The following is a 21064-nucleotide window of genomic DNA, read 5'->3' as shown; positions in this document are numbered from 1 at the left end:
GCTATGCCAGTTTTAGGAGTTGGAGCTTCTTTTTCTTTTTGGCTTTCGCCAACAGCAGTTTGGTGGAGGCCTCTTTGGGCGAAGGTTTCAGGCTGACCGCTATATGCCCCCATGTTTCCCAGTCAATAGGGTCGAATTGAGAAATCCAGGAGTCGGTGACTTCAAAGCCTTCTGACCTTAGCCTTGCTCTAAGTTGCTCAAAAGCATCTCTGACTTGCACGTGCCGTTTTTCATCGGAATTCCGCTCATGAAACTCCAGTTGGAAACGGTCAGGAGCTTCGGGGCCAGGCACATGAACAAATTCTACAGTATTTACGACGTAGCGCTCAAAGGGCTTCTTTACGGGCTCAACGGGTTTCTCTTTGGCGAACATCTCCCGGCTGAGTTGCTGCAAATACTTGTAACCTTCTTCGCTGCGCTCATACTCATAGGATTGAAGCTGGCTCCTGCCGCGCCGGATTAGCTCTGCCCGGCTGACGTCATCAAGGGGGCTGCCATATTCATATACTGCCCGCTGCCATATTTCATGAGCTACGGCTTGAGAAATGCCAAATTCGTCCATGAATATCTCTTCGTAAGAAGTCATGACAGGGGGAGGGAGGATATCGCCTATATAGTTGATTTTGTAGTAAGCACGCCCGCAAGTGAGGGTGTGTGAGCCCGTCAAAATTTCGATAGATGGCTTCCCGTTTTCTAATGCCCCGCCCTTCAGTTTATTGACAATCTCTTGTAACGGGCCATCAATTTCGTAATATACCCCGCCGTACCTTCGGGCGGCTTCGCAAACGGCTTTGTAATAGTCCTGCATGTAGGGGTTGCTGCCGGACGTGGCTTGCAGGCTTGAAATCCGGAAACCGCCTCCGGGCATCCGGCATTTGTTCTCTCTTCCGCCGTGGTCAGTAAGCTTCACTTGTATGCCGTGGGACACAATAATTTCTGTCTTTCTTGGTATTCCGCTTTCCATAGGTAGTTGGTTAACTGGGCCGTAGCCCAGGCGGTTATTTAGTGATCCATTATTGCCGCTGCCTTCTTCCTGCCGGGCTGTGCCGTAGCCATAAAAATGCCCTTGGGGGTCAGCCTCCAGCATATATTGCCGGACTGCCTCTACCTGGCTGATGGCCTCTTTGTGGGTTTTAAAAGGGCCAAGAGCCAGCCTTGGCTTTTGCCCCTGGCCGTGCACGGAAACAAAGTAATCGCCGGGGCGGGTATCAGGAGTTATGTCATCGCCATATCGCTCATCTTTTGGCAAATCAACTTTTCCGTTGAAATAGGCTTTAAAGGCTTCCTTACTGTCGATCTGCTTCAGCTCGCTCAGCATTTGGCGGGCTTCTTCCACCTTTTCGGGCGAGGTTATCCGGGGCAGGGTGTCTTCATAATACCGGAACGGGGCAGCAGCGTAATCTTTGTGCAGCCGCATCAGGAGAGAACGTGCTTCCTCCCGCAGGGCTTCGCCCTCTTCTTCCAGGCTGGAGAGCCTTTCGTTTTCTGTTCCGATCATTCCGTTGGCCTCCATTTCCACATAGTCCATTATGTAGTCGCGGATATGGTAGCCGGTACCGTTATATTTACCATAATCAGGCAGGCCGGGGTTTAGGCCTTCCAGCGTTTCATCGAGTGCCGCTTTTAGGTCTTTTACAGTGAACTGCCCTTCAAATATCATGGGGGCCAGCGCGTGTACCATTTGTTTTTTGACCACTTCGTCTACCATCAGCCCCCTGGGCTCGCTATCCAGGTATCTCTGCAAAATATCCCATGCTTCCGATTGGAGCAATGCGCCAAACTTTTCGGTGAGCATATCCAAAAAATAGCGGTAAACGCGGTAGGTTTCTATAGCCTCCTCAGCCGGTTGCAGGCCAGTCTCATATTTATAGCTTTTGTTGTCCCCAAACCGAACGATGTAGGCAGGTGTTACCACATCTTCATTATGCCCGTCAGTGACTGGCTTTATGATTTCGCCCTGCTTGCCGTTTTTGTCGATGACCTTATCGCCTGCTTTGTACTTTCTTTGCGCAGGCTTTGGCGGCTGCTCGCTTTCTATTAAATCATCTGCTTTTTTAAGCAGCCGTTTAGCCCTTTCCGACAATGGTTTTTTGGGCTTCAGCTCAGCCCCATCCTCTTCCGCGAGCTGGTAAACGAGTTCATAGTCTTGGCTGTAATCCTTGTCGGTTGGTTTGATCAGCCGTGTGGCTTCGCCGTTGTACGGGTTGAGGTGGGCAATGCTCAGGTAGTCGCCGTTTTTGCGTTTTCGGCGGTCGGCGTAGACCGTGCTGCCGCCCATGTTGCCGACAAAGAGCCAGTCCGGGTAGCGGCTTTTGGGCAGTTTGGGGGCATTGGCATACGCTTCGATCAGCCGGGCTTCCTCTGCCGGTATGTGATCAATTACATAAGCCTGAAATGCTTCTTCAGGGGTAACGTTTTCATCAGAAAACAGCGCTGCACCCGTGTTGCGCCGGACGCTCTCATTGAAAGCCTTGATGGCGGTTTTAAACTTGCGCTGCCCCTGGGACATCAGGCGGCTCAGGTAGATCGCCCTTGGGTGCCATTCTTTTTCTGAGAACAGAGCGCCCTGATTGATAAACTGGTCGAAAGGGAGCCCGCTGGCTTTCATCTCGTTTAGGTACAGAATGGCATCGTTGATGTGGGGTATCAGGTTAGCGCTGCCGGGCAAAGTGCTGTTGCTGACCAGTACGGGCATGGCGTACACCACCACCCGCCGGGCTTGCTTGATGCCGTCACGCTCGGCGGCTTTCAGTGCCGCCTTTTCCAGCACTACGCCCGCCAGGACTGACTCTACGAGTTCTTTTCCGGCGTTTGTGAAGTAGCCCTCGTCATAATATTCGGGGACGGACTGCTCCGTGATGATGTTGCACTGTAGCAGGGCTTCGAGCATCTGTTTTTGGGCCGTCCGGTCGGCGTAGAAATCGCTCATGCGGTCGTGCTGGTCGAGCATAGCCGGGATGCGGGTTTGACACAGCGGGTTTTCCCTAAGGCTGTTGCTGCGCTCGATGGTTTTGTCCACCGCCCGCTTGCCCTTCATCGTGCTTTGGTTGTACTTGGCCAGCTCCCGGGTCTGAAAAGCCGGGAAGCCGTAGTCGATCCGCACGAGCAAAGGCTGCCGGAATTGATAGGCATCGTTGTTGATGCTGAAATCGTCGCCCGTGGGCAGGTAAATCAGTTTGCCGTTCTGGCAGTCTATCCTTTCGGTTTTGCCCGTAGTTGAAAAACCAAAGGCTTCCAGTTCTTCGCACAGCGCATCCACGTAGGCTTTATAGTTCTCCGGGTGCCGGCTTGCCGCAAGCTTGGTGCTCATGGTGCGGTTGTTGCCGGAGACGACAATCCACTTGCCGCCAATCTGCTGCCCGGCGACGATGGGGCTGCCCGATGGTGTCCGGCTCGTAGTCAGCAGGCGGTAAGGGTCAAGCCTGCGGGCATTGTCCCGCACCCGCTCCTGTGCCGCTACGTCGTCCTCGTAGTTGCGGTCGTTTACGTTCTGCCCCTGCTCGTTTACCGGGTAGCCGGGAGTAGGCGCAAAGGTCTGCTCATTGTGGGAAGCCAGCACGCTGTCCAGCTCCACAATAGCGAACCGGGCATCGCGCTTCTCGCCGTTGGGCATGGAAAGCACAATGGTTTTGCCTAAGGCCTCAGCTGCTGTTGCTCTGCTCTTCAGCTTCGCTTCCGGCAATTTATTTTGGATGGCAGGCAGTAAGCGGTATAGCCGCGTTTCCATTGGCTTTTTACTTCCTAGTTTATAGGAAATAACCCCTTCTGATTCAAGCTTTGCTAAAATAGCAGAGGATGCCTCGTTGGGTGCTGTCACGAATAAGTCAACCCCTTTCGAGTAAATATATCTTAGCGCGAGTGTTATCAAGACCGTGCCAACGCCCTGGCCCTGTTTGTCTTTCGCCACACCAACAGAAAACAGGTGGCCCGTTATATCTTCCTTTCCCTTCCAATCAGGGAATGCGCCGCCCTGGCTGAAACCTGAGACATAGGTTCCCTCGTCTGCACCCTGCTGTATAACAAAGTCAAAGCCAGTGATTTCCCCTTCTTTCAGAAGGTGATAGTCTTTATATAGGTAGCGCATTGGCAACTGATTAGTGTTCCATTAGATTATCATTAAAGTCGCGCTCGATGTGGTCAATCGCCTCGGCAATGGTCATGCCTTCCTCTGCCACGTAGTTGACCACGAGCTGCACGATTTTCTCCCGCCCGCCGGGCTTGTTGATGAAGGTGCACACCTTTGGCGTGAAGGTGCCGGTCTCGTCTTCCTCGCACTGGTCCAGCTGCTCGTTGATGGCGATTTTCAGGTCATTGAGTAAGTCTTGTGCGTCCATTATGCTGCGTTTTTGGTGAAACAAACGATGTCGCTCAGTACGTCGGTGCGGTCGAATACGCCGTTGGGCAGGCGGTAGGCATCCGAGAGGGTGGCGCGGGCCGCAATTTCCTCCTTTACCTGGCTGTTGCCCCGCTGAAGAAAGGGCACGCCGCCGTTGGCCACTTCTGAGCCGATGATGTAGATCAGGATGCCGCCGGGCTTGAGCAAGTCGAGCCCGCGCCGGATGAAGTATTCGTCGTAGGCATGGGCTTTGGTGTACTGCTTTTCGCCCATGTTCATGTACTTGCCGCCCGATAGCCCCCGTATAGAGCCGTAGGGCGGGTTGCCGATGATGAGGTCATAGACGGGCTTTACATTGCTGCGCACGCTTTCGTTAATGCGCTCATTGATAAACTGCTGCTCGAAGACGCCCTGAACAGCCCGGGCTTCGGGATAAAGGATACGGAGAATAGCATAGCTGTACTGCTGCGGCTCGATGGCAGTCACCACGGCATCCCGTTCCAGGTATTGCCGGGCGGGCACCTGAGCAAGGAATACCCCATTGCCCGCTGCCGGTTCCAGGACTTCGCCTCCGTTGAAACCAAGTTTTAGTGCCAAGCCCCACATCTTTTTGACTATAGGTATGGGAGTGAAAAACTCGTAGAGGATCCCCGCGTTCGATTCTTCCAAAAACTGGTCTAGCCCGCCGTAGCCGGAATACTGGCTAAGCATGGCTTTCTCATCTGCTGAATATGCAGTTGGGTTTATGCCTTTTTGGTCAATCAAGGCTTCGATCTGTCGGTTGAGCTCGTAGGCTTGCCGGTTGGTCATAATTTATTTCTTTGCTCCGATTTCACTAGTGCCCAGCAGGTTGATGAGGATCAGTAGGATAAATAGCCCTATCAAAATCCGGCCTGCAAGCAGGTGCCCCCGCCGGTACAGTATTATTCCCGCAACGGGCAAGCCCAAAAAGAAGGCGTATGCCCATTTGAGCCAGTTGTCCTGGTTAGGCAGCAGGTTTTCCCGTACCCAGCTTTTCCCCTCTGTTTTTGGTAATGCCATATCAGTCTCCTGTTGGTGGCCCGAAATTTCATTTATACTGACGATTAAGTGGTTTGCCACAGCAAACCTACTCAATGTCAGCATTTACGCTGGAAAGTGGCTTGCTCCGATGTCGCAAGCCACTTCGTATTGCGTATAACTGGCCATGATGTCTTTTTGAGTGGCCGCAATGCGTTTTTGAGTGGCCGGGCTTGGCTCTTTCCCCATCATGCCCACCGTTTTACCCACATTGCCCACCGTTTTACCCACATTGCCCACCGTTTTGCCCACATTCCCCATATTTTTTCAATTTTTTACCCACATACTTGCTTTTGATCAGGCAGAGCCCATGCCCTGCCTGACCGTTTGAAGCTTCGCCCACCCTGCTGAGGGCAAGCGCATAATTACTGTGGGGCTGTGCCTGTTGCATTAGGCTTGCGCTGCTCAGCCAGGCGGTCAATAGCTACGCTGAAATTGAGCAGGTGCTTGATGGCACCGCGCAGGTCAGTATTCCCGACCTTCTCAATCAGGATGGCGTCAATCTCAGCAAGCTCCTCATCGCTGAGGTCGTCCCATTCCTTGCCGAGCTGCCCGGCTTTATTGATAAATTGTACCAGGCTCGCCCCCGCAGCAGGGCCCAGGCGGACCAGGTCTACCAGGTCTTCTCCATTGACTTTGCGGTCATCGAGGTAGATGGCCTCATAGAGTTTCCAGAAGTCTTCAGAGGCTTCTGCACCGGCCCGGAAGGCATCGATGCCAAATTGATTTTGAGTATTCATAGCTTTATTTCAGGTTTAATAATAGCTGCCGTTCCGCCCGGGGGCTTCCCGGCAGCCGGATTGAACAACACATGTCTTAATCGGTGCTCTGTACGCTTACGTGCATCGGGCTGCCCTCCAGGTAGCACTTGGCTTCTATGCTGTAGGCTGCAAAGCCCTCGCGCTTGGCGAACATTTTGGCAAAGTGCATGCACGCCCAGCCGCCTTCCTGATGGTCGGCAGGCGGGGCCAGGAGGACACCGCGCCGACCGTCGGGCCAGTGGCTGCGCAGAAATGCAATAAGCTCCTGCTCTACCTGTGCCGCTGTTTTATCAGTCTCCAGATACACCCGGACATCACGCAGGTAGAGGCTTTTCCATTCGTAGGCTGAAGCTTGCGGCTTGTCAAGGTCGATAAGCTGGGGCGCTGCCGCCAGGGTCCCCGCTGCTGCTGCCTTTGCCCTGTCCATCACCGCCCACTTGACATGGAAAGCCTCGCCGGGCGCTGTTTGAAAAGCCAGGCGGCGCAGCGGCATTTCCGGCTCCGGGACAGGGTTGTCCGGCTCATCGCCTGGCTCGTCTGGCTCGTCTGGCTCATCCGGTTCGTCCCCGGGCAGATCGTCTTCGGCAAACTTGTCCATGCGGATAAGCCCGCGCCCGTAGTCCTTGTCTTTGCCGGGCGTGCCCAGGTCGGTAGCGCCGGAAGTAAGGACATACTCCAGGTCTGCCATATTCTCAATTTCCGGGAACACCCCAAGGAGCAGGGCTGTGCAGCCTACTGCAAAAGGCGTGGAATAGCTGGTGCCGCTGCCGGTGCGCATTTCATTCTCGCCCGGCCCAGCGCCCAGGTTGGACACGCCATAGCTCATAAAGTCCACGCCTTCCCCACGGCTGCTGAAGGGCGCTACCTGGTCATTGCGGTCTACTGCCCCAATGGCGAATAAGGCCTCGCCCAACTGATCAGGCGTGATATTGCCCGGAAAGTTGACGCCCCCCTGCCCGGAATTACCCGCAGCTGCAAAACTAAAGTGCCCGCGCTCCCGGAAGGCTTTGAATAAGTCCTCCACCTCCTGATTGCGGCTCCGCCCCCCATAGCTGTTGCTGATAATGACAGATTGGCCTTGTGCTTTGAGCTGATCGGCAATAGCCAATGCATGCTCCAGCCCACTGCTGATCCAGGCGTACATGCCGGAGCCGCCCCGGTTGAGCAGCTTCTCGCCCGACCAGCTCCACCAGTTGTCCGGCACGCCCGGATAGCGCAGGGCACCTACCGGGTTCTCATTGAAGCCTACCACCTGGCTGGCACAAAAGGAAAAATGCCCGTGCTCGTCCCAGGGGTTATTATCGGTGGTGTGGTCACGCCCCAGGTCACGGAAGTTTTTGGCGATGTACTTGTTGCGGCTCTTGGCACCGGTGTCCAGCACAATGATGTGCACTTTTCGGCGGATACCATGCTTTTTCAGCACCTGCTTGACGAACACCCCGATCTGAGCTTTCTCAATAGGGTAATTGGTATTCGTCGTGGCATAGAACTGGCTGGCCGGCAGTACCGGCTCGGGCGGCAGCACCACGTCGTAGCCTTCTTCCAGTTGGCGTTTGTAATGTTCCCGGGCTTGCTTTTGGAGCAAGCGGTGAAAGTGTTTCATAGCTTAATTTTTCGGATTTCGGTAATAGAAATAGTCAGGGTCGTAGAAGGTCTCGGGCACGGCCCACTTCTGTATGGTATTCCAGCCCGATGGCGGGCTGATGGCGTTGTTGTTGCTGCGGTTGACCACGTCGCCCTGATAGCTTTGGGCGAAGTTGAGCATGGCTGAGCGTATGGCCGGCTGTGCGCTGCTCAGGTCGGTAAATTCGTTGGGGTCCGTAACGACGTTGTAAAGGTTGGTGCCCGCCCCGCAGTTGTTGCACAGCTTGTAATCGCCGTTGATGACTGCCCAGCTGGCAGAAGTGGAATTATTCACCGGCTGGTACTGCTTGAGGAACATCCGGGCGGGGATGCCATTGCCCTGCACCAGCGGGTAGATGTCGGCCCCGTCCAGGCTGGCTTCGATATCGGAAATGTCCCGCCCGGCAAGCTTGAGCAAGGTGGGGTGGAAATCTTCGATTTGTACCGGAGTGACGATATCCAGGTGTGTTGTAACAGTATTTTTATGGTACCAAATGGCAGGCACGCAAATGCCGCCTTCCGTCAGGTCGCCCTTTTCGCCCCGGAACGGGGTGTTGTCCCCGGCGTAGTCCACGTCCCCGCCGTTGTCGCTGGCAAAAATAATGATGGTATTGTCTTCTATGCCCAGGCTGCGCACCTTATTGACGATGCGGCTGACGGCATAATCCAGCTGCTTCATCATTACCCAGTAGCGCTTTTGGGTAGTGGTCAGCGTAGCGGGCGCATTAGCCAGGCTGTCGGCGGGTATCTGCAGGCGTGCTGCCCCGCTGCCGTAGGGCGCGACGTGGGGCGCCGTGAAGGGCACGAACAAAAAGAAGGGGCTGGAGCTGCAATCCGCCCAGCTGTCGAGGTAGTCTTCGCATTTTTCAGCGATGACGTCCGTGAAGTATTTATTGGCGCCGGGGTGCCGGGAGGGCGCATAATGGCTCCCGTTCTCCTTGCAGTCCTCGGCATTCTCATACGACCAGTCGTAGTAGTCCAGTAAGCCGTAGCTGCTGCCGAACTGGTAGTCGAAGCCCCGGGCGTGGGGCAGGCATTCGGGGTACATATGCCCGAGGTGCCATTTGCCGATAATGGCGGTCTGATAGCCCGCTTCCTTGAGCAGGCGGGGCAGCATGTACCGGTTTTCGCTCTGCGGCAGGCAGTAGTCGTCATACCGCCCAATGACCACCTGCCAGAGCCCCTGCCGCAGGGGGTGGCGCCCGGTCATCAGCGCACTGCGGGTGGGCGTGCAGCCGGGGTAAGTGTAGAAGCGCTCGAAGTACACGCCTGCTTCTGCCAGAGAATCGATGCTGGGCGTATCGTACTTGGCCTTGTTGTAGCTCAGGTCCCCATTGCCCAGGTCGTCCGCCATCATAAAGATGATATTCGGGGCGTCCTGGGACAGGGCGGGCAGCGCTGCCAGTAAGCATAAGCTAAGGGTATAGAGCAGGTGCATTTGTTTTGGGTTATAGTGATTGAAAATAGTCGCCCCATTCATCATCCAGCTGCGCCAGCTTGGAGGGGCCGGCTACCCCCAGCAGGAAAATGGAGACTTCGGTTGCAGAGAACTGCCCGGCTGTACCGCCGGTATTGTTGGCCAGGATGAACAAGTCCTGATTGGGCAGCAGCCCGGTCGTCACGCTGGTATTGTCGGTGCCGTCCAGTGTTTTATTGCGGTAAGCCGACAGCGTTGTCCAATCGTCCCTCGACCAGAAATACCGGCCCGACAGCCCGCTTGGCGTGACCAGCAGGTACTCGTGGTCGCCGGTCGTCTCGGAGTGGGAATTAATGCGCACCAGCGTCTGGTTGCTGGCGTTATTTTGTATCAGGACCTGCTGGTCATTGTCCACGGTTGCGTCCAGCCTTGCCCCGCATGCCGCAGAAGCAGCCGGCCAGGTCTCGTTCAGGTGCATGTAGATCTGTCCCCTATCCGCTGAGAAGTTCAGGCTGGCGCTATCGGCATTCAAATTAAGGTTGGTGTTCAGGTAGCTGCTCGTGCCGTTGCCCTTGAAGCCTTCATTCGCCGTAAAGGTTGGCGAATTGACTTCTGTACAGTTGTAATTGCCGTCCGGGTCCTTCCAGTTGATTTTAGCAAAATCCCGCCCGCCATCAGTGGCAAAGACATAGAGCACATCAAGGCTGTCCCATACGCCAATGGCCTTCAAGTCTTCGACAAAAGCATTGCCGGAGTCCCGCACCGTCTGGCTGGGCAGCGTATAGCCCTGCGTGGTGGCATAATCCAGTATCGCCTGATAATCGGCATCGTAGCCCGGCCCGCCACCGCCACAGGAAGACGGGCAGCTGCCGCCGCAGTCCACGCCGGTTTCGTCCCCGTTCTGTACGCCGTCCGAGCAGGTCGGCACGCCTATGAGGCTATTGCCCAGGCTGCCGTAGGTCCAGTAGTACTGCCCATCGTACCAGAAGTCCTGGATCAGGCTGCTTTTCAGATTTATGCTGCCGATGGGCATGCTGTCCAGCACATACAGGAACTCTTCCGGGAAAGTCACCGTATCGTTGAGCCCGACTTCGGTAAACATCAGGGAATACTCCGCTGCCACGCCGGATGCCGGGTTGGAAGGCACGACCTCCCAGCGGTCGCGGGTGCCCATATTGACTTTGAACAGCCCCTCTTCCTGCCCGCCGAAGTCGTAGCGCAAGGTGAGGCTGTCGTTGGGGACCTGCACGGCCGGGTAGCCGCTGCCACCGCCCGGCGTGACCGTAGCAAATTCTAAGGCAGTGCCGCCTGCGTTTACGCGCACATACTTGCTGCCCTCCCCGCTCAGGGAAGCGGGCGTATCGCTCAGCCCGGTGAAGGCGCTGGCCCCGCCACCGGCTACGGCAGCAAATTCCAGCCCGTTTTCTGTGGCATTCACGCGCACATACTGCCCGCTCTGCCCCGTATAGCTGCCCGGCGTATCCGACAGGGCGGCAAAAGAAGTGTTGCCGCCCGTGCCAGAATCCGTGATCAAATAGCCGTTGGCGTCAAAGGCCAGGTAACCGGCGGCGGTGCCGGTGAATGCCGTGCTGGACGTGTACTGGTTGAGCCGGGCCTGCCCGCTGGCGAGCAGCTCCAGCTTGACTGTGGCGTCGGTGCCAAACTTCAGCTTGCCGGCCGCCAGGTTGTTGATAAATGAAAAGTCGTTGTCTGCGCTGCTCAGGTAGCCCACCCGCCCCAGCAGGCTCGTATTGCGCCCCCGGTAGAACTCCAGCAGGGGCGTCGCGCACTGATCGGTACTGCAGCTGTCGCTGAGGCGCATGGTCATATTCGGGCTGTACAAATGGAAGCTCGCGCCAATGGTCGTGCTGCTGAAGTCGCCAATGCCAATACTGCCCCGGTGGTAGTTATTGGAGGTATTATCGGCAGCCAGGCTGGTGGAGTTTTGTACCTGCCAGATACCGCCGCCGCTGCCGGAAGGGGCATAGACCTCCCACCGGCTGCCTATGGGCGCTGTAGCGTCATAGACGTACACTACGCTGTTGACGGTGTCAAAAGCGATAGAGCAGCCGTATTCCTGGTTCTGCGTCTGCATGCTCAGGATGTTGTCGGGGTCGCCGGTGGTCTTGCACACCCCAGCGCCCCCGGCCAGGGCCTGCCCCTTTACCTGGAGGGCCGAAAAGCAAGCCAGCAGAACGAAGGCATAAAACTTCATGGATGAGTGTTGCCCGGTTAAGAAATATTCTTGTGCTAAAATGCGCGGCGCACCTTGGTGCCGGCCGGCAGCCCCATGGTATTGCCTGCGGAGGTGTAGAAGTACTCCCCGATGGCTACGCCCTGCACGCCTGCATCGGCATGGTCATCGGCTTCCACCGCCGCGAATTCGGTATTGATGATATTGGCGCCGTTACTGCCGTTGGAGGTGATCTGTATACCGTCCCCTTCGATGAAACTGACGGTGCCCCCGTCGATGGCGTCCACGTCTGAAAGGCTCACCGCGGCGGTGCCCGTAGCCACGCCGATCGAGATGGTCTGTGCCTCGTTATTGGCATCGCCGTCAATGGTCACGGTGCCGCCATCGGTCAGGCTCAGGTCGTTGCCGGAGATGGACAGGTCCTGCGTATCGGTATTGTCCAGGTAGGCGCTCAGGTCGACCGGGGTCGCATCCTGAGTCAGGCTCAGGGTGTTGCCGGCCAGGCTGAGGTCCTGCACCTCATCCGTAGCATTTGAGGGGCTGCTGTTGGTGATCGTAAAGTTGGGGTACGTGCCGGATACGCTGATGCCGGTGCCCCCGGTAACGCCCACTGTTTGGTCGGGCGCGGTGTTGGTGATCTGTATATTGCCGGACCCGTCATCGGCGATGTCAATGGCGGTGCCTTCCACCACGTCTACGCTGCCGCCCCCGTCGCTGAGGGTGAAACGCCCGGTCGCCCCATCGGGGAAGGTATTGGACAGCGTCTGCAGCTCGTCCGTGCCGTTAGAGGTAGCTGTATTGGTAATGGTGAAGTTGCCGTTGCCGTCATCGGTAATGCTGATGCCCGTACCGGCAGTTACCCCTTGCACAGGCGCGATGTCGATAATAGGCACAGAGATGTCCCCGATGTCGGTATCGGTCTTTTCATCGTACAGGTCAAAGACCAGGTCGGTGCCGGATACCCGTGGGTTGTCCAGGCGGGTGTCGGTATCCACCACATCAGACAAGGGCACGGCGGTCCACCGGTTGCCGGAAGTAGCTGTGGAGTCATAGAGGTAGAGGGCCTGATTGGTATTGTCCCAGGCCATCACGCACTCGTAGCGCGCGTCCTGCTGCTGCATGGAAGGGATGTTGTCCGGGTCGCCGTCGACCACGCAGACCCCGGAACCGCCGGTAATGCTTTGTGCAAAAGCCATTTGAGCGAAGAGCAGTAGCACGGCAATAGAAAATAGCTGTTTCATAGTTTGATTCAGGTTGATATTGTCAGGATGAAAAAATCAATATGCCCGGATGATGAGCATACCCCAGGGGGCGCCCATGGTGTTGCCCAGCTGAGCTTTGTAGGCCCCGCCGAGGGGCACGCCATTGCCTGCTGCATCCGGGTGGTTGAGGTAATAATCGTAAAATCCGTAGGGCGCTGCTTTGGTGCCGTCACCCCGGAAAGCCCCGCTAAAATGAAGGTTGCCGGGGGGCTGTGGGGTGCCCGTTACCCGTGCGTTGTAGGTATCGATAGCCGCCTGCAGCTGCGCGGTACTGCCCGTGCTGCCGAAGGGGTTTTGCGGCACCGTCTCCCGCCCGTTTGGATCAAATGCCAGCACCTGCCCGATTGGCGGGCCATTGGTAGCCGTATATTCATTGGTGATTTCGGTAACAGTCAGATCCGCACTGAAAAAAGTGGCGTTCTCTACCGCAACCACCTGGTACAACTGCTCTGTGCCCGTGAATAACCGGAAAGTGTCTGCAATTGCCAGGGGCAGGTAGCCAAACCCGGTCTGGTCTGCATGGAAGCTGACCGTTGCCGTGTAGGTCGAATCGTCTACAACGGACCAGGCAGGGATTCCATTGGAGACGAGGCGGAACTGTGCCTGGGCAGTGAAGCCCAGGCATAGCAATAGCGCTGTTGCGAAGTGTTTCATAGCTTTATATCTGTTTCATTCCCGGCCTGGCATGGCCTTGCCGGGGTGTTTTTTCCTTACCGGAGCTCCACGTAAAACCCAGCTGAGCCGAAGCCATTCAGCCCCGGGATGGTTATCGTGGTGATGTTGCCGGATACCGACTGTGTATGTACTGTTGCAGTAAGCTGCTGGTCGATCAGCGCACCGGCAGCGCTATAGAGCTGTACCAAAAAGCGGCGCCCGTAGCCGTTTGCAGTATTGTCCACCCGTAGCGTCATTTCCTGGCTGGCATTCAGGGTAGTGTTATTGCCGTAGACGGTCAGGGTACTGAGGTGGGCGCCCGCTTGTGCAGCGAGTGTATATTCTCCCGGTGCCGGGTTGCTCAAGGCTGAAGGGATGCCGCCCAGCCGCCCGGCTTCCACCGTTAAGGCTCCGGCGCTTAGGCTGTCCCTTTCAAAAGCGCTGCCACCGCCCGCCTGCCCGGTTATGGTATATGGGTCGGCAGCAGTGCCTGAACCGGAGATGGTGATGTTAGCCCCGGCGTTCAGTTTCGTCTCCGAGCCATCGGCGATATCATTGGCAACTGCAATAACATACGGGTTGGCAGTAGTGCCTGAGCCCGTAAGGGTGATATTAGCTCCGGCATTCAGTTTCGTTTCTGAGCCATCGATAGAGGGGCTGATGGCATTAATGATGTAAGGGTCCGGTCTTGTGCCCGAGCCGGTAACGGTGATGTTGGCACCGGCGTCCAGAATGGTTTCTGAACCATCTGCAACATCATTGTCCGCTTCAATAAGGTACGGGTCAGTGGCTGTGCCTGAACCGGTGATCGTGACATTTGCCCCGGCGCTGAGCTTGGTCTCTGAGCCATCGGGCGCCTGTACCGCTGCATTGATAATGTAGGGGTCGGCTGTGGTGCCAGAGCCAGTAACGGTGATATTAGTACCAGCATCCAGGATAGTTTCTGAGCCATCGGGTGCCTGTACGGCGGCATTGATAATGTAGGGGTCGGCGGTAGTGCCCGAGCCGGTGACCGTGATATTCGTTCCGGCATCCAGTTTGGTTTCTGAGCCATCCGCAGTGCCCCCACCAGCTGCGATTACATAAGGGTCAGCCGCTGTGCCCGAGCCGGTGACCGTGACATTCGCACCAGCGCTCACCTTAGTCTCAGAGCCATCAGCAGAAGAGCCGCTGGCGGCGATAACATAAGGGGACGCAGCGGTCCCGGAGCCGGTAACCGCCACATTAGGCCCTGCGCTGAGCCTGGTCTCAGAACCGTCCGGGGCAACCGACAGGTTCAGCCGCCGGGTGATTTCCTGGAGCAGCGCCCGGAGCGTGACTGGCTCGTCCAGCCCTTCTACGAAAAACCACTGGTCTTCGTAAGCCCGCTGGTTGCGGCCGCTGATCTTTAGGCCTGTGATCTGGTCAATTGTTTTGCTCATCCTTTTTGTCTTTTATCGATTGGTGGTGCCGCTCCTGGTCCTGAGACAGCCCCTGCCGGTGCCATTCTTCTTTACGGCGCTCGTCGTTGCGTATTGAAATCACTTTGTACACATGGTAGGCAATGGAACTGGCGACCATGCAGACGGACATTACCGCCCCAAAAACGACCTCGTGGTTCTCAAAGAGCCAGTACAGGGCGGTGCCTGAAAACCCCAGCTTTGTGCTGCCATAGGCAAAGAATTCATGTATTTTCATTCTGCTAACCATTCCGGGCCTGTTTACTTTCTGGCTGCGATAAATGCAATCACCCCAACCAGTACTACGAATGCAATCACGATGCCCCCAAGGAGGATCTCCAGGGTGTAATCCTCCTGCTGGAAATCCGCCGGGCTCAGCCATTCAGGCAGGTTCTCCCACCTGGCGCGCATCGGCGTGGTGACCGCTTCAACAGCGGTGTTGTAAAACGTAAATACCGAATCCACCGCACCGGCTACCGCGCTAATCGGGTCAGCTGCCATACCGCCCCCGCTTGCTACTATCTGCTCCTCCATCAGGCTCGTATTACCATGATCAAAACCACCAGTGCAGCGAGCAGCATCAGGCCGCCACCAAGGATCACAGGCGCATACTTTTTCAACTCCTCATCCTGCCGCCCCCGGTCGTCCAGAGGGTCGAGCAGGGCTTCCACCGAACTGCCCGCTCCCGGGCAGGGGTCATAGCCATAGCTGAGTATGATCAGGGCATCATCCACATAGTTGCCCGAGCACAGGAACTCCTCCCGCGAGAAGCTAATGTTGTTATTGCACAGCTTCCGGCACTGCCGCTCTATATCGGGCTGCTGTCCAAACCAGCTCCGGCAGCGATTGCGGCACTCCTGCGCCCGGCACCATTTCCCGCCTATGCAAAATGCCATGCCTTTATGCTTTTTTCATGATCACCGCCATCAGGGCAATGAGCAGGATGAACAATAGCAGGTAGCCCATTTTAATGCGGCAGAGCCAATCCGGGAGCACATCCGCACAACCGAAGTAGGCCCCCAATGGGCTCCCTAATCGGAACCCCGGCCTGGAAGGCAGATTGATCTGTACGTCAGGCTTTCCATCCCCATCTTCATCAGAAAAACCGCTGCCTGAATCCATGTCAAATACCGCCCGATAGGCATCCTCGATCTCGCTCAGAATCTCATCCGTGCTGAGTTCTCTGCCTTCAATTTTCTTCACCATCACGGCATCCTCTGATGCACCGTCAAGCCTGCGCAGGAAAACGTACGCAGGGTAAATGTCTACTCCGAACTGCCCGGGCTGCACAACGCAGTCCGACAGATTATCGAGCGCACATGACATGCCCGGCCAGCTTTGGTCTGTATAGAGGCTTTCTCTCAGGGCATCCTGAAAGGCGTTACTGGCATCGTGTTCGCGCTCGTAATAGAATAAGACCGGGAATATCATGCTGCGGTGTTTCGTACGCGGTTTTCAATTTCTTTCACATCCAGGTTGCTCCCCGGGCAGCTTTTCGAGCTGTGCTCGTTATGCCCGGTAATGCGCAACTGCCGGCCAAGCCGGCCCTGCAGGTATCGTATCAGCTTCACCGCTGCGCCGACCTGCTCCGGGGGCGGCTGCTGTATGTCGTAATTGCCCGTCAGGCAGATGCCCACACTGCGGGTGTTCTCTCCGCTCGTGTGGTTACTAACGGTCTTCAAAAGCTGGGACTGCTCGATGCTGCCATCCTTGCCGATCACGTAATGGTAACCGATGCCAGCCCAGCCGTTTTCCTCCACGTGGTACCGGGCGTATGCCTTCGCATTGCCCGATGTTGTCAGGCTGTGGTGAATGACTACGCTATCAATCTGTGACAAGTCGCGGATATCGTAAGTCTTCCACCAGTGGCGCTTCAGCCGGTACACTACATTCGTGATTGGTATGCCGTAAGCCTTTGGGCGTACGATCTGGCCAATCAGGTAGAGCATGAGCAGCGCCACCATAGCAATCATCAGGTATTTCTGCCAGGGCTTCATACCGCTTTGCGGACCTGGGCTTGTAGCAATACTGCATAATCCCGGATCAAATCTGCCCGGTCGGTGCCATTGACTACCCGGCGGGCATTGTAATAGTCCGTTTGTACCAGGTTGATGTAGCGGCTCAGGGCCCGGCGGGTGAATTCCCCCTTTATCATGCCGTACACCAGGATATCCGCTGCGTAGCGGGGCTCCAGTGCAAGGTCAGGGCTGCCTACCAGGTCAATGCCCAGGAAGTTGCTCATCTTTTGGTAATTGCTCTTCCAGGTCAGCTGTACAAAGCCACGCCCGTAATAGCCCGATGCCCAGTACCGGTCTTGTAACTGCCGCAGCCACGTTTGGCTGCTGCCGGCCCGGCGCTCCCGCACCGGCTTGAGCTTGCTTTCATGCCAAGCAGTAGCCAGGATGTAAACCAGCTTTCTGTAGTCCCCATCACCGTATTCCCGGAAAGCCCGGAGAATCTGCTCCACGCTGTCCCGCTGTGCACTGCCCAGCTTTTGCCAGGCCGCCTCTGCCGCGTCTATCCAGATGTCATTGCGCATGAATAGCTTGTTGTCGAGCTGCCGCGCCTTTGCTATTGCTGATGTGGACACCAGCAGCAGGATGAGCACGAACACTCCGATGATGGTATGTTTTTTCCAGTTCTTCATAACCCAAAGCAGCCGCGCTTCCATAGGCCGGGCAGCTGCCCCTATCCGGCGCTTTTGTTACAGCGGGCCTAGCTCCCCGCCCGCTTTCTGCTTGCCGCCGCACCCGCAGTCCTCTTTGCGGGCTGCGAAGTAGATCACTGCCCCAATCAGGGCCAGCCCGATCAGGATAGCAGGGCCGTATTTCCAGATGAATGCCATAGTGTTGTCCTATTTTTCCACCGAACGGCGGTAGCTTAAAAATTGTAAAGCCAGCCCAATCAGGGCAATGGCGATCGTTATGATGGCCGCATACTTTTTGATAAATGCCATGACGGTTATTTTAAGGCCGCGCGGACATATAGCCGGTAGCGGCCCAGGTTGGCCAGGAACGTATTGTTCACGTTGCGCTTGCGGGCATCAACGAAGTACGTTTTCCCACCGGTAACCGGGAAAAAGCCAGACTTGACCGCTGCGTCCAGCGCACTGCCGGAAAGATTACCGGTGCCTTCACTGCCCGCGACAACGCTATTGTCAGACAGGTCGAGCACCCGGATATCCAGTGGGTCGCCACTACCATTTGGGTCGGCAGCTTCCACCACAGCCATCGCTTCCAGCGTGTAATTGCCGTCCAGCCCGAGTTCTTCGAGCGTGGGCACGTACACGCCCCGTATGCCGCTGACCCCCGGGTTTGTGCTGATCCAGGCTTCACCGGCGAGCGTAAAAATGTAGCTCGGTGCCGGGGCATACTGCGTATGGATAGCCAGTGCCATCTGTTTGCCGGCCGCAGCCCCTAGGGCTTTGATATAGTCTATCAAGCTGGCCACTTTGCCGTTAGACAATTGAACCTGGCTGATGTAGCCGCCGTTGGCTTGTTGCTTGATCCTTTGCATCACGCTGCTTTTTTCAAAATTTGGATAAGCAGGCTCTTGCTTTGCATGACAGCGTTATCTGTCCCGGCAGCTGTTACCAGCCGGATGTCATGCGCATAAGCTTGCCCGGGCACAATAGCGAAAGCCGCCGGGCTTTTCACGATTACGTCCTGGGAAGAAGAAGTCAGGGTTGCAGCTACTTCGCTTGCCGCGACCGCTTTGCCCGACGCCGTTACCAGGCGTACCCGGACCTCTTTATCGGGGTTATTGGTACGGGCATTGACGATCAGGACCGCCTTCATCTCGTAGTTCCCGGCATCGAAGCCAAGCTCTTCGAGGGTGGGCACATGCAGTACCTTAGTAGGCGGCTGGGCCTCAGAAAAGGCGTAAGTGTCAGCGGTAACAGCAGCGCTGCCTACGCTGTCACTGATGTGCAGGGCGTCTACTATCTCGCCAGGGTTGCCCGTGGCTGAGGCGCTCAGCGTCTTCACGTAGTCGACCAGGCCGACCACTTTGCCATCAGACAGCTGCACCTGCGGTTCATATCCACCTGGGACTTTGCTCTGGATGGTATCCATTTTTCGTTGTAGTTGATCAGCACCGCATATACCCGGCTACCGGAATTTCCCAATGCGGGAGTGCTGAGGTTGAAGTAATGTAAGCCTTGATCTCCCTTTCGAAGTGCTTCACGTAACTGCTGCGGGGCTCTACGCCGATAGCCTTGAAAAAGCCATCTACGAAATGCCGCCGGGCTTCATCATCAGGGTCGAGCCCTAAGTATTGCTGCCGGGCCGCACCGTATGCCCCCCAGTCCGTTGACAGGAAGCTGCCTGACCATCCGATGAAATCTAAAGGCACAGAAACACAGCCGCTTCCAGTAGCCGGGGCGCCCTCCCCTCCCCTTTCACGGCGGTAAAAGATCAGGCCCAGCCCAAGCAAGGCAATGGTTACTGCGATAACGATGCCTACAGTCTTGCTCATCAGGTCAGGATTTTCGCATAAACAGCCATCACCAGGATGCCTGCCAGCAGGAGCACCAGCCCCAATATGACAGCGCTTTCCACATCGAATGCGATGTTGACGGTAATGCCGTTTTGGATCAGTTCAAGGATATCGCCCATCAGGCTTTGATTTTAAATTAAGGGCTGCCCGGATTATTACCTGGCTTTCTTCGCTTCTACTTTGTCAGCGACGTACATCGCTGTCAGGGTCCCCAGCACGACAGCCAGGAAGACCGGCACGAATGCCTTTAAAATGGTATTTGCGCTCATTTCGCTTAGATTTTGATGATTTTGAATTTGATCAGCAGGATCCCAATCAGCGTAACCCCGATAGCAATGCCTGCGATCTTCCAGTTTTGCTTGCTCTCTGCCCGCTCATCCTTAGTCAGCGTATTAGGCACTGGGCCAGATATAGAATTATCCAGCTTAGCCTGGGCAATGAGCCTGTCGTCGCTAGTCGTGCTCCCGCTTTGGTAGGCATAAGCACTGTTGCTGTTGTTGTTCAGCGCGTCAAGGTGCTGGTTTTTCAAGGCGACCTCCTGTTGCAATCTGTCCATGCCTATTTTTTCAGTATGACGATGAGCAGGATCGCCACGACGACGACCACTGCCAGGATGATATAGATTGAAGGGCCAGAAGATGGTTGCTGTGGGGGTGGCTGTACCACCGTAGCGCCCTGGGGGCACTTTTCCGGGTTGAACAAGCAGGCAACACTTACTGCTGTATCGGCAAGGTCCTTGTAATTATTCCCCAGCCAATTGAGCAAGCCCCTGCTCCGGCCCGTGCCCGGGGCTGGGCTTACCGCATCAGGATTTTGAAGGTCCAGTGCACCGCTTGTATCAATGATATAGCTCATTCTTCCGGCTCTCGGTTATTGCTTACGGCCCAGCTCTGCTACCTGGTAAAAGCCCCAGGTGACCGTGATACCAGGCTCCTGCATGTACACGAAGGCAGTCCGGTTGGTAATGATGATGTCGTTGGCGAAGGTGTTGATGTTGAGCTGGTATTGCCCTTCATGCACGCCCATGTCCGGGAAGATCGTCTTCAGCAAGCGGGGCTTGGAGCCCTTGCTCGCATCATAGATTTCAATCGGGCGGGCATACTGCTCAAGCGCGTTGGTAGCGCAGCAGTTGCTGTTCTCATTGGCATGCTCCGTGATGCGCATTTTCAGCATGTCCAAATAGGAGCTGTTGTGCACCATATCGTTCAGCAGGAACTGATAATGAGAGGTCAGGCCAGTGATTTCTACATCCGGGCCTATAAATTGGTTATAGCCCAGCTGATAGCCCTGGGAGCCGTCGAACAGGATAACCTGCTGAGGCTCTTCGGCCTCTTTGGTAGAGACCTTAACAGCGAAGTAGGGGTCAGTCTGTACAGACTGGATTACCCGCGTGTCAGCGCGCTCGCTGACGTTGACCGTCGGGCGGCCGATCATATTGCTTTGCGCCTCAACGGTCTTCTGCTGGACAGCGCCGTTGGCCGGAGCAGCAGCGGCAAGGTTTGCCGGGAGTTTCGTGCGTCGAACCATTTTTCTTGTGGTTGGTGAACAGTCGATTATTGACGTAATAATGAGACCACAATATCACCATACGGGCACCGCACCTGCAATACTTTCACGGCAACGGTAGCCGTGCAGGTACCGTCCGCCCTGCGGTGCGCAGTAGAGGGCATACGAGCGCGGGGAGGGATGTCGGTGTGACACAGGTTTTCTCAATGCTACCTTTGTATCTCATCCGGCGCAACTGTTTGTGCAAACCTTTACAGCATGCCTGCTCGCGCATTTGGTTCATAACCAAACAGCAAGGAGATTTACCACACCTCGT

The 21064-nt window shown here is 56.1% G+C and carries 26 protein-coding genes; all 26 read right to left on the bottom strand.

Annotation, left to right across the window (positions count from 1 at the left end; all coding sequences use genetic code 11):
• Position 1: 1 nt before the first annotated feature.
• Positions 2–4084 carry a GNAT family N-acetyltransferase gene (locus ACO08I_RS21890; protein ID WP_421947105.1) on the bottom strand — a complete coding sequence of 1361 codons (4083 nt, stop codon included), beginning with the start codon at positions 4082–4084 and terminating at the stop codon, positions 2–4.
• A gap of 10 nt (positions 4085–4094) precedes the next feature.
• A complete protein-coding gene (locus ACO08I_RS21885; RefSeq protein ID WP_421947104.1) occupies positions 4095–4334 on the bottom strand; it encodes a hypothetical protein in 240 nt (79 codons plus the stop codon).
• Positions 4334–5146: an Eco57I restriction-modification methylase domain-containing protein gene (locus ACO08I_RS21880; RefSeq protein WP_421947103.1), complete on the bottom strand. Its 813-nt coding sequence runs from the start codon at positions 5144–5146 to the stop codon at positions 4334–4336. The genes ACO08I_RS21885 and ACO08I_RS21880 overlap by 1 nt, the downstream gene beginning before the upstream one ends.
• 3 nt (positions 5147–5149) lie before the next feature.
• The gene (locus ACO08I_RS21875) at positions 5150–5377 is read right to left on the bottom strand and encodes a hypothetical protein (protein ID WP_421947102.1); all 228 of its coding nucleotides are present in this window, start codon (positions 5375–5377) and stop codon (positions 5150–5152) included.
• Between the two features lie 84 nt (positions 5378–5461).
• Positions 5462–5656: a hypothetical protein gene (locus ACO08I_RS21870; protein WP_421947101.1), complete on the bottom strand. Its 195-nt coding sequence runs from the start codon at positions 5654–5656 to the stop codon at positions 5462–5464.
• Positions 5657–5760: 104 nt separating this feature from the next.
• Positions 5761–6135: a hypothetical protein gene (locus ACO08I_RS21865; protein WP_421947100.1), complete on the bottom strand. Its 375-nt coding sequence runs from the start codon at positions 6133–6135 to the stop codon at positions 5761–5763.
• Between the two features lie 76 nt (positions 6136–6211).
• The gene (locus tag ACO08I_RS21860) at positions 6212–7759 is read right to left on the bottom strand and encodes a S8 family peptidase (RefSeq protein WP_421947099.1); all 1548 of its coding nucleotides are present in this window, start codon (positions 7757–7759) and stop codon (positions 6212–6214) included.
• A 3-nt stretch (positions 7760–7762) separates the two neighbouring features.
• Positions 7763–9217, bottom strand: coding sequence for a sulfatase-like hydrolase/transferase (locus ACO08I_RS21855; RefSeq protein ID WP_421947098.1), 1455 nt, complete (start codon positions 9215–9217; stop codon positions 7763–7765).
• A gap of 10 nt (positions 9218–9227) precedes the next feature.
• On the bottom strand, positions 9228–11411 hold the full coding sequence (locus ACO08I_RS21850) for a hypothetical protein (RefSeq protein WP_421947097.1): 2184 nt from the start codon (positions 11409–11411) through the stop codon (positions 9228–9230).
• A 35-nt stretch (positions 11412–11446) separates the two neighbouring features.
• Positions 11447–12631 carry a hypothetical protein gene (locus tag ACO08I_RS21845; protein ID WP_421947096.1) on the bottom strand — a complete coding sequence of 395 codons (1185 nt, stop codon included), beginning with the start codon at positions 12629–12631 and terminating at the stop codon, positions 11447–11449.
• Between the two features lie 36 nt (positions 12632–12667).
• Positions 12668–13306, bottom strand: coding sequence for a hypothetical protein (locus ACO08I_RS21840; protein WP_421947095.1), 639 nt, complete (start codon positions 13304–13306; stop codon positions 12668–12670).
• 56 nt (positions 13307–13362) lie between these two features.
• Positions 13363–14727, bottom strand: coding sequence for a hypothetical protein (locus ACO08I_RS21835; RefSeq protein WP_421947094.1), 1365 nt, complete (start codon positions 14725–14727; stop codon positions 13363–13365).
• Complete coding sequence (locus ACO08I_RS21830) at positions 14711–14995, bottom strand: hypothetical protein (RefSeq protein ID WP_421947093.1); 285 nt, start codon at positions 14993–14995, stop codon at positions 14711–14713. The genes ACO08I_RS21835 and ACO08I_RS21830 overlap by 17 nt, the downstream gene beginning before the upstream one ends.
• An 11-nt stretch (positions 14996–15006) precedes the next feature.
• Positions 15007–15279, bottom strand: coding sequence for a hypothetical protein (locus ACO08I_RS21825; protein ID WP_282783432.1), 273 nt, complete (start codon positions 15277–15279; stop codon positions 15007–15009).
• A complete protein-coding gene (locus ACO08I_RS21820) occupies positions 15279–15641 on the bottom strand; it encodes a hypothetical protein (RefSeq protein WP_282783430.1) in 363 nt (120 codons plus the stop codon). Before ACO08I_RS21820 ends, ACO08I_RS21825 begins: the two co-directional genes overlap by 1 nt.
• Positions 15642–15645: 4 nt before the next feature.
• Positions 15646–16176 (bottom strand): hypothetical protein, encoded by a 531-nt coding sequence (locus ACO08I_RS21815; RefSeq protein WP_421947092.1) that lies wholly within the window; start codon positions 16174–16176, stop codon positions 15646–15648.
• Entirely contained in the window at positions 16173–16742 is a 570-nt protein-coding gene (locus ACO08I_RS21810) for an N-acetylmuramoyl-L-alanine amidase (protein WP_421947091.1), read from the bottom strand. Before ACO08I_RS21810 ends, ACO08I_RS21815 begins: the two co-directional genes overlap by 4 nt.
• Positions 16739–17416 carry a glycoside hydrolase family 19 protein gene (locus tag ACO08I_RS21805; RefSeq protein WP_421947090.1) on the bottom strand — a complete coding sequence of 226 codons (678 nt, stop codon included), beginning with the start codon at positions 17414–17416 and terminating at the stop codon, positions 16739–16741. The genes ACO08I_RS21810 and ACO08I_RS21805 overlap by 4 nt, the downstream gene beginning before the upstream one ends.
• Positions 17417–17449: 33 nt before the next feature.
• On the bottom strand, positions 17450–17590 hold the full coding sequence (locus ACO08I_RS21800; RefSeq protein WP_282783422.1) for a hypothetical protein: 141 nt from the start codon (positions 17588–17590) through the stop codon (positions 17450–17452).
• 116 nt (positions 17591–17706) lie between these two features.
• Positions 17707–18261: a hypothetical protein gene (locus ACO08I_RS21795; protein ID WP_421947089.1), complete on the bottom strand. Its 555-nt coding sequence runs from the start codon at positions 18259–18261 to the stop codon at positions 17707–17709.
• The gene (locus tag ACO08I_RS21790; protein ID WP_421947088.1) at positions 18261–18818 is read right to left on the bottom strand and encodes a hypothetical protein; all 558 of its coding nucleotides are present in this window, start codon (positions 18816–18818) and stop codon (positions 18261–18263) included. Before ACO08I_RS21790 ends, ACO08I_RS21795 begins: the two co-directional genes overlap by 1 nt.
• 16 nt (positions 18819–18834) lie before the next feature.
• A complete protein-coding gene (locus ACO08I_RS21785; protein ID WP_421947087.1) occupies positions 18835–19221 on the bottom strand; it encodes a hypothetical protein in 387 nt (128 codons plus the stop codon).
• Positions 19221–19361, bottom strand: coding sequence for a hypothetical protein (locus ACO08I_RS21780; protein ID WP_282783414.1), 141 nt, complete (start codon positions 19359–19361; stop codon positions 19221–19223). The genes ACO08I_RS21785 and ACO08I_RS21780 overlap by 1 nt, the downstream gene beginning before the upstream one ends.
• Positions 19362–19516: 155 nt before the next feature.
• Entirely contained in the window at positions 19517–19798 is a 282-nt protein-coding gene (locus tag ACO08I_RS21775; RefSeq protein ID WP_282783412.1) for a hypothetical protein, read from the bottom strand.
• Positions 19799–19800: 2 nt separating this feature from the next.
• Positions 19801–20097, bottom strand: a complete 297-nt coding sequence (locus tag ACO08I_RS21770; protein WP_282783410.1) for a hypothetical protein — start codon at positions 20095–20097, stop codon at positions 19801–19803.
• Between the two features lie 15 nt (positions 20098–20112).
• A complete protein-coding gene (locus tag ACO08I_RS21765) occupies positions 20113–20769 on the bottom strand; it encodes a hypothetical protein (RefSeq protein WP_282783408.1) in 657 nt (218 codons plus the stop codon).
• Between the last annotated feature and the right edge of the window lie 295 nt (positions 20770–21064).

The sequence above is a fragment of the Phaeodactylibacter xiamenensis genome (assembly GCF_965229835.1).
Classification (GTDB): Bacteria; Bacteroidota; Bacteroidia; order Chitinophagales; family Saprospiraceae; genus Phaeodactylibacter; species Phaeodactylibacter xiamenensis.
The sequence above is the reverse complement of the archived record's forward strand: the minus strand, read 5'-3'. Positions and strand labels throughout refer to the sequence as shown.